Genomic DNA, 15986 nt, shown 5'->3' with positions numbered 1-15986 from the left:
ATTTAGGAACAGAAAGTAAGTTTTCTGTATCTCCTGTTGGTCAAAAACAACAGGAGTCTGGATCACTGTCGAACTCGTGTCTCAATAATGAGTAGCATTAGAAAGTTTATTACAGCAACATCAAGAACCTTCTGAAGATTTATATTAATTAAGGTATAAGTTCTGAGTCTGGAAAGATAATTCCTAAATTCCTAGTCGTTGATAGACTCGATCTAAATTCTGTAAATGATATTGAGGATCAAAGCAACTATCAATTTCTTCAGTAGATAAATATTGAGTCACTTGGAGATCTTGCTTAATTAATCCATGAAAGTCGCCATCAATTTTATTCCAAGCTTGATGAGCACATCTTTGAACAGTTTTGTAAGCATTTTCCCGACTCATACCTTTTTCTACCAAGGTTAATAATACCCGTTGACTAAAAATAACTCCGCCATAAATATTCATATTGCGCTTCATATTTTCGGGATAAATTAATAAGTTCTTCACCAAATTAGTAATTTCAAACAACATAAAATGGGTTAAGATACAGACATCTGGCAACATAACCCGTTCCACCGAACTATGGGAAATGTCCCTTTCATGCCATAGAGCTACGTTTTCTAAAGCAGCAACGGTATATCCTCGAATAATACGAGCGATCCCAGTTAAGCGTTCTGAACGGATGGGGTTGCGCTTGTGGGGCATAGCAGAAGAGCCTTTCTGTCCCTCATAAAAAAATTCTTCGACTTCTAAGACATCAGTACGTTGAAGATTGCGAATTTCTACCGCAAACCGTTCGACAGAAGCAGCTAACAAGGCCAATTGTTGGGTAAATTCAGCATGGCGATCACGCGAGACTACCTGAGTTGAAGCGGTGTCAGGTTGAAGTCCCAATTTCTGACAGGTAATGGCTTCTACACTCGGATCGATGTTGGCATAGGTTCCCACTGCCCCCGAAATTTTTCCCACCGAAATATTAGTGCGTAGGTTTACTAAACGATCACGGTTCCGCAAGACTTCGGCTAACCATCCTGCCAATTTAAAACCAAAAGTAATAGGTTCAGCATGAATACTGTGTGATCTTCCTACCATCACAGTATTACGATGCTCTTGCGCTTGGTAGCGAAGAACTTGTCCTAAATCTTCTAGACGTTCTAAAATCAAGTCGAGACTGGCAACCATTTGAAGAGCTAAGGCTGTATCAAGGACATCGGAACTGGTTAACCCTAGATGAATATATCGCCCCGCATCTCCTACATACTCATTAACATTGGTTAAAAAAGCAATAACATCATGGCGGACTTCGGTCTCAATTTCTAGAACCCGTTGAAGATTAAAATTAGCCTTGGTTTTTATCTCTTCTACTGCATCTCGGGGAATATAACCTAATTCTGCTTGTGCTTCACATACAGCAATCTCTACTTGTAGCCAAGTTTTTAGCTTATAAGTATCTGTCCATAGTTCCCCCATTTCGGGAATAGTGTAACGCTCAATCACTTAATATTCTACCGAGTACGACCTTTTTATTCTACTCTGTTTTAGTTAAGAGAAAGATACTTAGGACAATACGAGTCAAAATAAATAAGTTAACATCAATTAATATTTTGTAATATGGTTATGCAGTTAGCTTCTGTTATATCAATATCTTCAGTTCCTGGAAATTATTGGCGATGGCAAGGCCATTCAATACTTCTGTTTTATGGATTTGGCGCTTCTACCGAATCGCTGGCGTAAAAATATTAGACAATTACCAATTACAAAAAGACTTTAAGATATGAGTGATTAATCTATCAGAATTTGGACAGTACGCCAAGTTAAATTGAGCTCAAAGTTACTACCTTAGGTGCAATCAGTTGCAAAATTTTATTATAAAAGGTTATCAGACAACCGATGGTTCCGGCGTGTGATTTCTTAAAGAAATATGCTGCTTTAATTTTTAGCGGCTTGATGTCCGGATACAGCAATCCGGATTATTTTTACTGGATAGTATACGTTCTTTTATCGAGCTCCCATTCCAAAAATATAATTTATTAGAAAAGTTAATTCCTCCTATTCTCTTACAACCTTGGGATGGTTATCTTTTTATTTCAAAAATATGTGTTGCTCAGCTAATATTTGTAGGATTATCAAAAAAGTTTATCTTGATTGCATTGCAGTAACTGATCGCTTAGTAGAAGAGATTTATCGCTCTTCTTGTGAGTGCGACGTGATCTATTCACCTCTATTTTTAAATTTTTTCAAAGGAAAAAAAATGATGTATTTTGGCAGTGACTAATACATCCTAATCCATCTTTGGATGAGGGTTATGAGGAAAGGATGTCCTTAAAATAATGTTCAATAACGGGGGAGCAAACAGTTTAGTTAATCAATATTAACTCTAGTTGAAGTTAGTAGCCGCCTTTATAACCAAATCTCTAAGAAAGTATTTTGAAAAATGTAATGAAACTTCGTAAAATCCGAAAAAATCCATCTAACTTAAGACCTTTTTGTTCTTTTATCTTATTAAATAACTTTTCCATTGGGTAGTTTCATAGGAAAGATTATATTCTCTCTTTAGTAAACGCCAGGTTTCCCCTTCTATTTGTCGTTGTAGATAAATGTCAAATCGATTCTTTTTCTGTTCTTTTATTTGACGAGAAAACATCAATTTTAAATTGTAAGTTCCCTGAAGGTGATAAGTGAATAACTGTTCTACTAAAATTGAGTCTAGTTGCTTAACTTGAATTTGATTAATTTTAAGCTGGGGAGGAGTTGTGTTTAACTGATTGCTCAAACTCTGGAAGTTTTGAGATAGTTGTAAGACAATCGCTTTTTCAACTATTTCTCCATCAGGGGCAAATTCTGTTGGGGGAGTTGGAGAATTACAAGCGACAATTAAGCTACTTAGGCTAATTAAAATAGTCGTTAATACAAAATGTAACCATAAACGAATCATATTACATATACGCTAGATAAGACTCAATTCACTCTTCTATTTTCCCATGAATTCTTTATATATTTTAGTCAACTTATTGATACTAAATTACGTTTTCCTGACAGGTGTTATTGCTAACCTACATGGAGCTTAACTCTCATTAAACTTTTAGGTAGTTTTTGTTATTTTATACAGTACTAACCTCGTCAATCAACCAAAAACCATTTTATAGCACTGTTCATTGGTAATAAATTATTGCTGTAATAAAAACTCTCTTAATCTATATAGATTGCCATTAGCGTAATATGTAATGATTGCCTAAGAAAATTTACTTTAAAAAATAAAATTTATTTGAAGTGATGTTTCGTGTAAATTCATAAAAATTTTAGAATTTGTTCTATAAAAAAGTATATTTATATTAGATAATATGTCTAGGTAAATAGCTTTAAATAAACGTTAAAAATGCAAACTATTTTTTACCTATATATTTAAGCAATCATTAATATTTGTTTACTTGTTAAATTAATATTTAATTTTAAGAAATTACTCCATTGATAAAACCTGTTTCATGATTGTTATTTATTTTAAACTATTTCACTTCTATTATATTCAGTTATGGACTACAAGCAGAGAAAAAAATAAACATTATTTTTTTCTCTATCATTTCAGATTTGCTCTAACTAAATTACTTGTATGTATTGAAGAATGAATAATTATCAAGAACAGTTCACGTGTCTATTCTTTTGTCTTTGTTCTATTTTCAACTTTATCTGTCTCTTTATCTAAAATTTTTCTACTTTTTAAGTTTTTCCTTAGTACATGGAGCAATTATCGTCTTCACTTTTGTTATTTTCTATTTCCGGTACCATTTTCAAGAGTTTTACATATTTCTCCAGAAGTTAATTTGACTTTTCTCTCTTTTCTGAAAACCTGAGATAATATAAGTTTTTTTTATCCTTTTCTTAAAGCCTTTCAAAATATTTTACATCTTCTTATTTCCTAATTCTTACTCTTTCATATCTCAGAGAAGCTCACAATCTTTGTCTTTTATGAAGAATTTGTCTAGAAATTGTTTTCCAAATTGCATTTTTTAAAAAAAGGTTAAAAAAATTAACCTTTTATCCTCTTGGATTTAAACATAATATTTCTGCTCTTGTTCTCCTGCTGAAGAAGATTTTTATGGGCAAGTTTAATTTGATAGTTTTTGTTATTCTAATTTTGTCAACTAAATTTTTAGGCTGGCTGGCGTTTAGAAATCACTTTTTCCTGACTATTTTTCTATTTTACGCTTATCTAAACCCACTTATTTACTTGGACTGCACAGCTTCTGTTATATGTAGATAAGTGATTTTCATAAAAATTTGTATTTCTTAACATAAGCAAAACAACTACTTAATTGTTAATCATATAATTTTTTGGACTTATAACCTTAGAAATATACCTAAACTTAGGAGTCTCTTGTTAAGAACGGGTCGTACTTCCTCAAGGATAGTTGACTTAAAGCTACACTCCATCAGAGATTGACTACTTTTTTCATTAATTTGAATCGCTCTGTTGCCTTCAAAAATAAAATTTGGGGTTTCAACTCTTCGTTGAATTTACTTAAGTATTACAAACATTAACGAACTTAAAGAAAGCTTCTTGAGCCGCAGCTTGTTCAGCTATTTTTTTAGAACGACCCTGTCCTGATCCTAATTTACGGTTTACGAGCCAAACTTCAGCTAGAAAACTAGGTTGACTAGTCGGTACAGAGTTTAGCCTTTGAACTCTATATTCTGGTAGGAGTTTATACTGAGCCTGAGTCCATTCTTGTAGAGCATCTTTATAGTTTTGGCGAGCCGGATCCTGTCGAATTTCTTCAGCTTTGGCTCTCAAAAGATCATCTAACCAGGGGCGCACTAAACTCATGGTTTGGGTACTCAAATATAGTGCGCCTAAAACCGCTTCAAAGGCATCTGCTAGACGAGAAACCTTTCCGGCCTCATCTCTAACTACATGATCAGCCATCAGGAGATAGCGTTCTAACCCAAAACTATCGGCAAATTGAGCTAGAGTGCGATCGCTGACCATCATAGAACGTAGAGCCGCAAATTCTCCTACAGACTCATTTGGATAGGTTTCTAAAAGTATTTCAGCGGCTGCAAGTCTTACTACGGAATCTCCCACAAATTCCAGTTGTTGATAGTTATTTTCCTTGGAAATAGTAGGATGAGTCAATGCAAGATCTAACCATGACCAATTAATCTGTGAGGTGTCAGATAACCCCAGTTTTTGTATTAACATTTGTAATTGTTTATTACGCCGAGGATCATTAAAAGTCATGAGAAAACTGTCTTGAAACACTATCGGCTGCTCTAGTATACAGATAAGTTAACGGTTCAACAATTTTTTGTATTTTAAACTTGTTCCCAGCACGTTCCCATAAGTCTGTGTCTTCTCCATAGAGAATATTTTGAAACCCTTGTAATTCGAAAAAGACATATCTTCTGCCAAACAAGGTCGGACAAATAACACAGTTTTGGATATTAACTTTTTGGTCAGGATTATAATAGTCTGTAACCCATGTTTCTTGATTGAGTTTAAATCCCCCTGCAATTAGCTCAATTTCTGGATGTTTTTCAAAAAAGTCTAGTTTCGATTGTAAGTGATTGTAAAGATATTGATCATCGCTATCGATAAAAGTTATATAATCTCCAAAAGAGGCTTTAATCCCTACATTTCTTGATAGTGCTGCCCCTCTATTATTATGTTTAAAATAACGAATATTGGAAAATTTTTCAAGATAAGGATTTACAATTTCAAATGTATGATCTTGACTGCCATCATCAACAATAATAAATTCCCAATTTTGATAAGTTTGCTCAAGGACACTTTGAATACATCCTGTTAAATATTCGGCTCGATTATAGGTCGTTAAGATCACAGAAACTTCAGGAATAAAAGAAAAATTAAAATTATTCATGGCTTAAGTATTAAGAGAAAACCAGGTTCAAATGATTACCCAATGAGGCTAGTCATTTTTATGCTACTATACAGATAGTAACAGGATAATTGGGATTAAAATTATTGATTTCTTCTGGAGACAATTCTTCAGTTGCAATACTATGATAACTAGCAATGAGAGTGATGAGATTACCATAAATGTATAATTTTTGTTCAGAGAAATCTTTGAATAAATACTTCATTCCATCAGGTAAAAGTCGTCATTAATCAACGGGAGTTCCATGAATTATTACAGCATTGGGGACCATTGCGAAATATTTTTCTCCAATTTTTAGGCATCTATAAATATTCTGACCCGCTATCCAAGGAGTATAGCAATGTTCTAAAACATTAAAAATAATCACTCAATCTACTGATTCTGGTTCTACCACGGAAAAATCATGAATATCTCCCACAATATCTATTCTTAACCCTGGTTACAAATTCAGGACTTGATCAAAATATTGGAAGTTCACTTCATAAAAATCTCGATCTTTGAGAATTGCTCCTATTTCTAAAATCTTTCCTTGAATTTCTTCTCTAATTTCTTCAATAAATTGACTCAGATAGTAACGATCAATAGGAGTACCTCGCGTTAAACTGAATAAGTAACAAACGGGAACTAACTTTTTAAAGTTTCCCCAATCTAGATAATTTATCTCTGGGTTTAATAGCCCTAAAGCTTCGAGTTTATTAACAATTTGTATGAACTTTTAATCGCTATCAACTAATTGATAAATACTTTTGAAGTTTATGTGTTTGAAACAGTTAAAGCATAATTTTTTTGTTTTAAAGACATAATTTACACAATTCAATTTCCTTACTTTACTTTTCTCAATAAAGCTACGAAATCATTGGAAGAAAATTTTAAAACTTTTATGATTTAAAAATATTAAAGCTTGAGAAAGATTTTAAATTAGTTTTTGATAAACAGTTAATTCTGCGATTGTCTCTTGATTCAAGTCATACTCTCTGATAGTTTGAAAAGTTTTATAAGCATATTTTATATAAATTTGTTGAATAAATATTTCTAAGATAGCTAACCAAGATTGAGCGGGTATTATCTCTTGCTCTTTTTTACTCCAAGCAAATATTGCGTCTAATTTAGAATTCTGCAATTGCAAAAATGCACTCATACTATATTTTTTATGATAAAATTTAAACAAGTAACATTAAGTTAAATATTAGTTAAATCATTAAATAGCTTAACTAAATACCGATTATATTCCAAAAGGGATAAACTAGGTCATCATTGAAGCTAAAGCTGGGTTTATCAATCCTATCTTCTACTTTAACCCCATCGAAATAGCCAAACTGAGAAGATTGATAATATTCGAGAAAAAATGTAATTATTATATCCAGAACTCCATTCTACGCTGTTTTGCTATTTTCATTTCAAGTAGAATCTAGCAGTGCTATCCTGTAAAACAGACAAGTTTATTATTGTAATCTATAATTTTCTATGATGTCTGTTACTTCTTCCTCCGTTCTCGATAAAACCATTTAACTTGCTCCCAATTATAAAATTACCTTAGCTTTAATAGTGGCGGCTATCGTGTTGATTGTAGTACAACCTTGGGTAAGTTTATCCTTAGTTTTCTTTGATTTTTACTTGTTATTTTAAACCGTCAGTATCCGTTTACAGTTTACTCCAATCGTTTTAGATATTTATCATTAGGGTCAATTAATTTACTGTTTTTTTTATGTCGAATGGAAAACGTGGTAAATTTTTTGTAGTCTAATACAAATTTTATTTTTAAGAAGTTAATGATATACACTTTTTGACGATTACTTTCGGTTGTAAAACATTAAAGAATGTCTATATCAATACTGTTATCTACGTAAATACTACTATTAGTGTATAATCTAAACATCTTTAGATAAGATAGATTATCTAGAAAAAATACTATTAAATAAATTCTTGTTATTCATCGTATCAATGCCTTTACCATAGATAAGTATGTTTCTAGTATAAAAACTCACGATCTAGAATTAGAACATTATTTAACTAGAATAGACTCGATAATTAATGTTGAACTATTAACATAAAAGTTCCCTTAAAAATTACTGTAAATTTATAATGAGAAAATGAATATAGACGATCATCAAGTTTCCAAAGCTGAGTTAACCAACGAGTCGACTAACAATACTGCCGAGAATGTAGTCACAAAGGAAGAAAATGCTCCTGAACCTAAAATGATTAAAGTTTCTGACACAATATTAAATCTTGAAAGTAGAGTTAAAGAGTTAACAGCACAAGTTCAGTCTCTAGAACAACAAAAACAAGGGTTAACACAAGAAATAAAACAGCTAGACCTTGAACATAAAATGATACCAGGAGGAATTCAAGATATTGAGCAACACATTCGCTTAATAGTTAAAGAAGGTTTAAAAGAACTCAAACAGCAAAAACAAGCCCTAGAAATTTCCGTTGAACAACTTGAACGTCGTCGGGATAGGATAAAAGAAGAAATGCGAACAACATTTGCCGGAGTTTCTCAGGATTTAGCGATTCGGGTTCAAGGATTTAAGGATTATTTAGTAGGCAGTTTACAAGATTTAGCGGCGACGGCTGAACAATTAGAATTGCCCACCGGAGAAACTTGGTGTTCTTCAGAAACAATCCCTTCTCAATCTTCGAGTTCAGGTGAGGTTCAGTTTGCCCCTCAAGAATTTGAAACACAAACTATAAAAATTAAGCAATTATTGGAGCAATACCGCAATAACCCTGATTATTATGGATATCCATGGCAACTACGTCGTACTTTTGAACCAATTCATGCAGAACGGGTACAAACGTGGTTTTTTTCTCAAGGAGGACGGGGAGCTATTTTATCCATGGGTACTCGCCTACAGAATATTTTGATTGCGTCGGCGATTATTTCTGTATTGAATAGTCTTCACGGTGATCGCTCTCGGTTTCTGATTCTAGCTAACAGTCCCGAAAGACTTGGAGAATGGCGTAGGGGATTACAAGATTGTTTAGGAATTTCCCGCAGTGATTTTGGTCCAGAAAAGGGAGTAGTTCTCTTTGAATCTCCAGATGCTTTAGTGCTAAAAACAGAACGTTTACTCGAAGATAAACAAATTCCCCTGATAATTATTGATGAAACCGAACAACAGATAAATCTTTCCCTCCTACAATTTCCCCTTTTGTTAGCATTTGCACCTGATCTTCAACAAGTGTCAAACCATTTATATTAATGACATAGATCTGTAAACTATCATAATGGCGGAATGAATTAGGAACTATGGCTTGGGTAATTAGTGGATTTTTATGTCTGGTAGCCTATTTACTAGGTTCTATTCCTACGGGTTATCTTGTAGGGAGAGTCTTTAAAGGGATTGACATTCGTGAACATGGATCGGGTTCTACGGGAGCGACAAATGTGTTGCGAATACTGGGTAAAACAGCGGCTGTCCTTGTCTTAATGACAGATTTAGGTAAGGCCATCTTATCTATGGCAATGGTTGAATGGTTTTATATATTAGCCCCTACAGGACTAATCACTTCGGACTGGAAACCTTGGTTAATGATAGTGACAGCGATAACTGTTATATTGGGCCATAGTAAATCAATTTTTCTTGATTTTACAGGTGGTAAGTCAGTAGCTACTGGTTTAGGCGTGTTGTGCGTCCTCAACCCCTTAGTTGCTTTAGGAAGCTTAACTAGCTTTTTGCTAGTGCTGAGTTTCTCCAGGATTGTTTCCCTGAGTTCCTTAACAGGAGTACTTGCAGTCAATATTTTGATGATTTGGCTACATCAACCTCTACCCTATTGTATTTTTGCTTTGGTAGCAGGACTCTATGTCATTATTCGTCATAGCACAAATATTAATCGTCTCCTTAAGGGGAAAGAACCTAAAATTGGTCAAAACTTACAAAATTCTTCTTTGTCTTAATCTTAAGAGTTAGTTTGATGTATTTTTATGTTCGCTTTTTGGGGTTGGTTACTCTCAAATACTCGATATTCAGACATTTTCATGAAAAAATACCTTTATAATTTGGAAGTAGACAAGACACATCGTTATAAGAAAACCCCCTCAAGAGAGGATAGGTAGGCAACTACAATATGAAATGAATGTTAAAAAATTAAACCATTTCTAATTTTTAGATTTCAACAATTAAAATTGACTTTGTATTGTTTTAATTATAGTTTTTTAAGACAATTCTCTTGATAATAACCTTATTTAACTACCTTGGCTAAATTATATTGGTTTTTAAACCTATTTAAGAAAATTTCACGAGTTCCATTAGACGCCTTATGATACTTAGTCGTCTTCTTTCTGCCCTTAATTATTTAAGCCTATCTTTCCGATTCATCATATTTCAGTTGTAAAAAAACAATTTTTTTTACCCTTACCTTAGTATTCTCCAATGCTAAAGTTACAGTCTAGTTTGGTGAATTATGTAAAGTATATGTAGTTTTAAAAAATTAGTTTGTGTTACTTTTAAAATATTTTGGCTATAATTAAAATTATGCAGGTTTATGAAATGCCATAGGATTTAGATCTATGGAGAAGTATAAATTATTAAATTATTTCTGTGCGAATGCAGTTATTATATAATGTTGATAACAACCGATCGAGCGGACGCTCTCGTATGATACAAGCTTGTACAATTGGTTCCCAAGGAATTTATTTGCTTTGGTAGATCATCACTGCTTATATGGGGATGGCAACTTCGGAGGTTAAGCTCAGATGCCGATTACCTAATTAATTACCTTTGGTTTTGATTAGGACTAGGAAAACTTTGTATTGACAAGATAATGTGTAGTGCATAGCATAAAAAACAATTCGTCAAAAAGGGAAATCTATCTTAATATTGAAAAATAAAGGAGTTGATTTTCTTGAAAATTAACTCACGTAAAACAAAAGATAGATTAGGAGGACATCTATGGCACTTGTCCCAATGCGAATGCTTCTAGATCACGCAGCTGAGAATGGTTATGGTATTCCTGCATTCAACGTCAACAATCTTGAGCAAATTTTAGCCATTATGCAGGCAGCTGAGGAAACTAATAGCCCGGTTATCTTACAAGCTTCTCGTGGCGCTCGTCAGTATGCAGGAGAAAATTTCCTCAGTCACTTAATCTTGGGAGCATCAGAAAGCTATCCTCATATTCCCATTGCTATGCACCAAGACCACGGAAATAGCCCCGCTACTTGTTATAGCGCAATCCGTAATGGTTTTACCAGTGTTATGATGGATGGCTCCTTAGAAGAGGATGGCAAAACTCCCGCTAGCTTTGATTACAACGTAAATATTACTGCCGAAGTTGTCAAAGTTGCTCATGCTGTAGGTGCTAGTGTTGAGGGTGAACTCGGTTGTTTAGGTTCTCTTGAAACTGGTCGAGGAGACAAAGAAGATGGTCATGGGTTTGAGGGAACTTTAAGTAAAGATCAACTCTTGACAGATCCTGATGAAGCGGTAGAATTTGTTGAACGTACTCAAGTTGATGCTTTAGCGATCGCCATTGGAACTAGCCACGGTGCTTATAAGTTCACTCGTAAGCCCACCGGTGAAATTCTCGCTATTAGCCGCATTGAAGAAATTCATCGTCGTTTACCCAATACCCACTTGGTAATGCACGGTTCTTCCTCCGTACCCCAAAAATGGTTAGACATAATCAACAAATACGGTGGTAAAATTCCTGAAACCTATGGAGTTCCTGTTGAGGAGATTCAAAAAGGGATCAAGAGTGGTGTTCGTAAAGTTAACATCGATACGGATAATCGATTAGCAATCACGGCTGCTATTCGAGAATCCTTCCATAAGGATCCTAGTAACTTTGACCCTCGCCATTTCATGAAAAATTCTATAAAGTACATGAAGCAAGTTTGTTCTGAGCGTTATCAGCAATTCTGGACTGCTGGCAATGCTAGTAAGATCAAGCAAGAAAGTATTGAGGCTTATGCTACTAAGTATGCTCAAGGAGAGTTATCTACTGGTAGTAGGAAGACTGTTTCTGTATAGAAGTTGACTGGCAAAAATTTTTTACTTGTCATTTACTATTTAACACTTGGGTAACTAATTAAAGTTATCCAGGTGTTTGCTTTTTTCTTTAAATTAGTAATTGTATTTTATTAAGTATTCCCAAGAAATTTAAATCATTGTGTTAAGATAACTTTTCAAAACTAAAGATTTAAATTAGTATATTTACCCAAACTAGTTGAAAAAATATAAAGATAGTTGAATGTAATACTGCGGGTACTTTAGTTGTCAAAAATTACGGTTCTATTGCTAGATAAAAAATTTTGAGTATAGTAGTTTTTTTCTATAAAAACTGAAAAATATAAATTTTATTAGGTTTGCCAAAAAGGACAATACAACTAATTGTTTCAAAAAAAAGATTAAATCAACTAGCATTTGATATAAAAATTGAAAGCCGTGATAAAAGTGAGCGATTAGGAGTCATTCGATATCCTAATCACCTTACTAAACAAATTTAAAATTTTAAAAAATAATCTTTAATCTATATATAATGAGATTTTACCGGTTAATATTTTAAATTTAAATATCAATAAAACTTTGATAGACGTGTTATGCAGTTATTAAAACTACAAAAAAATAAGATAGTCAGTAATAGGCTTTGTTAAAAGCTATAACTACAAGTATAAACAGTACAATAACAGATTTTATGTTTCAATTAAATTATGCTAAACTCATTATTTAAACTCAATTTATACCTATTGTATTTAATGCTCAATTTAGTTTGATTAATAATATGCTAAGTTTAGCAAAACTCCCTATTAATTATAGTATTCTTAAAATAAGATAGGAACGTTTTTATTTGTCAGCAAAATCGAAAGAACAATAATTTATATTTATTATGTGGTTTGACCACTAAAGAAAGCTGCTCATCTAAAAAAATTGTCATTACGTTAAATGTAATCAATATAGAAATAAATTTAGATAATAAGAAAGCAAAAAACATATGTCAAAGACCAATAAGCTAGAAATTATGATTTGTTTTTTAACAGAGAGATATTAAAAAAATAAAAACCAGAAGTATGATGAGTGAACAATAAATAGAAATAATATATAAAAATTTATGTAAATAATTACAGGCATTATAATTTTCTATTTTTTAGATAAATAAGTCCATAAGATATTATTAGTATTCTCAGAATACAACGACGACTAAAAAAGAAATTTATAAAAAATTTTTAAAAATCTTAGACTGAGTATCAGGACTATTAAAATTAGTGGATTAGTATCAAGTTAGATTTTAAAATAATTGTCTCTTCTGATATAGAAATAACTCTACAAACAGTAGAAAGTATTAATAATAAATCGAAGTAAATCAAAAAGAAAGATTCTGTGTTCAGAAAGTTCTTCAATCTTTAACTTTGAATCTTTTTGAATTGGCGTGTCACTAGTTAATTCTGTATTGCAATCTGGCTGTAATTGCAACAGCTACAAAGACAGAACTCATAAAACAAAGCAAGATCAACAAAATTTATTGTTTCTTTGACATATTGTTGACTATAATTTCTGCCGTATCAAGTCAAATTTATCAAAACTAAAACAAACATTGTCCAAAGTTACAAATTTATACTTTTAATCATGAAAGAGTAATAAAAACCTGTGTAGATTTATAAAATAAAGTGCAAAAACCTATAGGACACAGCTAAGAAGCTAGCAATCTTTAATCAAGATAGTAAGTAGATTAATACTATAGATAAAAATATATCTACTCAAAATTACATATTAGTTTAAAAACTAACAACTGGGAATAAGTTCAAAGGTTGAGCTTGATTTAAATACCTATTCATACAAAAAATTTTTAAAGTATATAGATATATAATCTAACTATATCTTACTCTAAAAATTAGATTAATTGAATCTTAAAGCCCTAAATCTGTTTTGGCAACTTCAGCTGCAATTAAAACCTCTTTATCAGACCATTCTGAACAATCAGTTGGCCCGATTTCAGTGTAAAATTGTTGATCATAAGCTCGGGTCCTAACAACTACTGGCATGGGGACGGCATGACCCAAAATTAATGCCTGTTGTTTAGAATCTAATTTAGATAAAACTGACCGTAAATTTTGTCCCCCAGATACCCCTGTGAAAATCGCTTCAATGTCTTTTTCATCATTCAACAAACAGGTAATCCGAGTCCCCACTTGAGACATAACTTCATTATCAATTCCTGATGGTCTTTGATCAACAACTAACAGGGTTACAAAATATTTTCGCATCTCTCTGGCAATGGTACCAAAAATCGTTTGATGAACAATTTTAGAATCAAGAAAACGATGCGCTTCTTCAATGGTAATGACTAGTTGTTTGGGGCGATCAATTATATTTTTACTTTGAAGAAATTTCTCTGATTGTTTGACATAACTGGCATGGATTCGTCGAGTAATCATATTGGTTGCTAGCATATAAGATAAAATATTTGATTGGGAACCGAATTCAACAACCACATGCTTTCCTGCCTTTAAAGATTGTAAAATTTGCGAGATATAATTATGGGAACAAGCAGTACGTAAGTATTTTAGTTTTTCTAAGCGCATTAACTTCCGTTGCAGAGACATAATTGAGCCAGGATGACCTTGTTTTTCCTGGCAAAAAATTTTAATGTCTTCATTGGTCATATTTAATAAATTAATAATCCAAGATTTCCCATATTCTTTCCGAAGAATCTCAGCATTATCTAAACTGGCTTCTGAAATGCCTAATTCATATTCAACTAAGCGAATATCTTCAATTTCAATTTGATCGAAACTAAGGTAAAGATCTTGAGCATCTCTAACCCCCCTTCGTTTAGTAGACTCTACATCTAGGGTATAAATTTCTACCTCGCCAGAGAACAGTTGACGTAAACCTTTCACTGTAGAAACGTGTTTACCTTCTCGTATCGCTTCCCAACCGTATTCCGAATGCATATCAAACATCAAATTAACAGCTGCTCGCTTTTTAATAATACCTGAAATCAACAAACGAGTAAGAAAAGACTTTCCAGTGCCTGACTTACCAAAGACTCCATTACTTCGTTCTACAAATCGATCTAAATCAATACAAATTGGAACCTCCATATCTAACGGTTTTCCAATAGCAAAATTACGACGGATAGGATCATTTTCCCAGCCAAAAACACAACGAAAATCCTTTTCTAAAGCTTCATAAACCTGACTGAAATGAGCTGGAATAGTTTTGACTGGGAGTAATTCAATATCACTACTTGTTTGTGTCTCAAATGATCCTAATGAACTATCCTTATTTTTTGTTTTAGCATTGACTTGTACTTCCTTTTCAATAGGAGTAAACATTAACATTGGGGCTAATTCTACTTTTCCGTAGGTTCCGCTTCCTGCCAGAACATCGCGCATCAAACTATCTTCAAAACTAGGAGGATTGGAAAGAATACGAGGGTTAGTCGTTCCTAAAGAAACGTCGGTGAGGATACAGAAAAACCGTGATCTTATTCCCTGAACGACTAAAAACTTGCCCACCCGCATTTGCTCGACGGAAATATCAGGATGTAAGAGAACCTCTAATCCTTGACTGAGAGAACCTTCAATAACTGATCCCAAGGGTTGTTCTATCATAAGACACAAAAAATAATACAGACATTATAGATAGGGGGTGATGGTATCAATTAACCCTAGGGCTATTGTATCGATGTCTTATAAAAATTAATCAAATTATTGCGAGTCCATTTCTTAATAGACTATAAACCCCTGTCTGGTTACGATTATTGCAATAGATTAACGAGCTTCCTGGCTATCTTGAAAATAACTAGAAAAAGTATGAAGCTATGTTTATAGCGGTGATAGCAGATTTACCTCCATTTGTATCTAAATGTTTAGTAATCCCAAAGCTATTTAAGTTTTTTTGATTATAATAATGCTCAAAAGTTTACCGCATAATGAACTAGTAGTAGTCTAATACATTTTTTGAAACCTAAATCGAGTACCATTATTGGTGGTAAAAATTATTAATAAAAATATAAACTATTAATGTTCCTTGCTTGTGATAAAAAAAAATCTATGATTAATTTGATTAAAATTATACCTATTATATTGGTGGTAAATAAAAAAATATTGCAATTGATTTACATGTTATTATTCAAGCTTTCATTAGTTTATCTTAAGGA

The 15986-nt window shown here is 32.8% G+C and carries 11 protein-coding genes; 3 read left to right on the top strand and 8 right to left on the bottom strand.

The features are described 5' to 3' along the window. Nucleotides 1-183: 183 nt before the first annotated feature. The 7 genes from purB to ETSB_RS09455 all read right to left on the bottom strand — a co-directional run bounded on the left by purB (nucleotide 184) and on the right by ETSB_RS09455 (nucleotide 7014). Nucleotides 184-1479: an adenylosuccinate lyase gene (gene purB, locus ETSB_RS08200; RefSeq protein WP_044107369.1), complete on the bottom strand. Its 1296-nt coding sequence runs from the start codon at nucleotides 1477-1479 to the stop codon at nucleotides 184-186. Nucleotides 1480-2476: 997 nt separating this feature from the next. Beyond that, nucleotides 2477-2917, bottom strand: a complete 441-nt coding sequence (locus ETSB_RS08195) for a hypothetical protein (RefSeq protein WP_044107368.1) — start codon at nucleotides 2915-2917, stop codon at nucleotides 2477-2479. A gap of 1581 nt (nucleotides 2918-4498) precedes the next feature. Continuing rightward, complete coding sequence (rnc, locus tag ETSB_RS08190) at nucleotides 4499-5218, bottom strand: ribonuclease III (RefSeq protein WP_044107367.1); 720 nt, start codon at nucleotides 5216-5218, stop codon at nucleotides 4499-4501. Beyond that, complete coding sequence (locus ETSB_RS08185; RefSeq protein ID WP_044107366.1) at nucleotides 5208-5858, bottom strand: glycosyltransferase family 2 protein; 651 nt, start codon at nucleotides 5856-5858, stop codon at nucleotides 5208-5210. The genes rnc and ETSB_RS08185 overlap by 11 nt, the downstream gene beginning before the upstream one ends. Before the next feature lie 58 nt (nucleotides 5859-5916). Next, complete coding sequence (locus tag ETSB_RS10080; protein WP_171816442.1) at nucleotides 5917-6081, bottom strand: hypothetical protein; 165 nt, start codon at nucleotides 6079-6081, stop codon at nucleotides 5917-5919. Nucleotides 6082-6102: 21 nt separating this feature from the next. Next, complete coding sequence (locus ETSB_RS10075; protein ID WP_171816441.1) at nucleotides 6103-6243, bottom strand: hypothetical protein; 141 nt, start codon at nucleotides 6241-6243, stop codon at nucleotides 6103-6105. A gap of 546 nt (nucleotides 6244-6789) precedes the next feature. Continuing rightward, nucleotides 6790-7014 (bottom strand): hypothetical protein, encoded by a 225-nt coding sequence (locus tag ETSB_RS09455; protein WP_084220223.1) that lies wholly within the window; start codon nucleotides 7012-7014, stop codon nucleotides 6790-6792. A 952-nt stretch (nucleotides 7015-7966) separates the two neighbouring features. Here ETSB_RS09455 and ETSB_RS08175 point away from each other — a divergent pair. The 3 genes from ETSB_RS08175 (at nucleotide 7967) to fba (ending at nucleotide 11854) form a co-directional block, all read left to right on the top strand. Continuing rightward, on the top strand, nucleotides 7967-9082 hold the full coding sequence (locus ETSB_RS08175) for a DUF3086 domain-containing protein (protein ID WP_084220222.1): 1116 nt from the start codon (nucleotides 7967-7969) through the stop codon (nucleotides 9080-9082). Between the two features lie 47 nt (nucleotides 9083-9129). Continuing rightward, nucleotides 9130-9780, top strand: a complete 651-nt coding sequence (gene plsY / locus ETSB_RS08170; protein ID WP_044107365.1) for a glycerol-3-phosphate 1-O-acyltransferase PlsY — start codon at nucleotides 9130-9132, stop codon at nucleotides 9778-9780. Nucleotides 9781-10774: 994 nt separating this feature from the next. Next, complete coding sequence (gene fba / locus ETSB_RS08165; protein WP_044107364.1) at nucleotides 10775-11854, top strand: class II fructose-bisphosphate aldolase; 1080 nt, start codon at nucleotides 10775-10777, stop codon at nucleotides 11852-11854. Nucleotides 11855-13728: 1874 nt separating this feature from the next. Here fba and ETSB_RS08160 read toward each other — a convergent pair. Continuing rightward, the gene (locus ETSB_RS08160) at nucleotides 13729-15438 is read right to left on the bottom strand and encodes a helicase HerA domain-containing protein (RefSeq protein ID WP_044107363.1); all 1710 of its coding nucleotides are present in this window, start codon (nucleotides 15436-15438) and stop codon (nucleotides 13729-13731) included. Nucleotides 15439-15986: the final 548 nt, after the last annotated feature.

The organism is cyanobacterium endosymbiont of Epithemia turgida isolate EtSB Lake Yunoko, assembly GCF_000829235.1.
In the GTDB taxonomy this organism is placed as follows: domain Bacteria; phylum Cyanobacteriota; class Cyanobacteriia; order Cyanobacteriales; family Microcystaceae; genus Rippkaea.
This window is presented reverse-complemented; position numbering and strand designations above follow the sequence as displayed.

Bases quoted from the DNA above. Each gene is read 5' to 3' on its own strand.
- ETSB_RS08195 (WP_044107368.1), bottom strand. From the start codon at position 2,917: ATGATTCGTTTATGGTTACATTTTGTATTAACGACTATTTTAATTAGC.
- rnc (WP_044107367.1), bottom strand. From the start codon at position 5,218: ATGACTTTTAATGATCCTCGGCGTAATAAACAATTACAAATGTTAATA.
- ETSB_RS08185 (WP_044107366.1), bottom strand. From the start codon at position 5,858: ATGAATAATTTTAATTTTTCTTTTATTCCTGAAGTTTCTGTGATCTTA.
- ETSB_RS10080 (WP_171816442.1), bottom strand. From the start codon at position 6,081: ATGAAGTATTTATTCAAAGATTTCTCTGAACAAAAATTATACATTTAT.
- ETSB_RS09455 (WP_084220223.1), bottom strand. From the start codon at position 7,014: ATGAGTGCATTTTTGCAATTGCAGAATTCTAAATTAGACGCAATATTT.
- ETSB_RS08175 (WP_084220222.1), top strand. From the start codon at position 7,967: ATGAATATAGACGATCATCAAGTTTCCAAAGCTGAGTTAACCAACGAG.
- plsY (WP_044107365.1), top strand. From the start codon at position 9,130: ATGGCTTGGGTAATTAGTGGATTTTTATGTCTGGTAGCCTATTTACTA.
- fba (WP_044107364.1), top strand. From the start codon at position 10,775: ATGGCACTTGTCCCAATGCGAATGCTTCTAGATCACGCAGCTGAGAAT.
- ETSB_RS08160 (WP_044107363.1), bottom strand. From the start codon at position 15,438: ATGATAGAACAACCCTTGGGATCAGTTATTGAAGGTTCTCTCAGTCAA.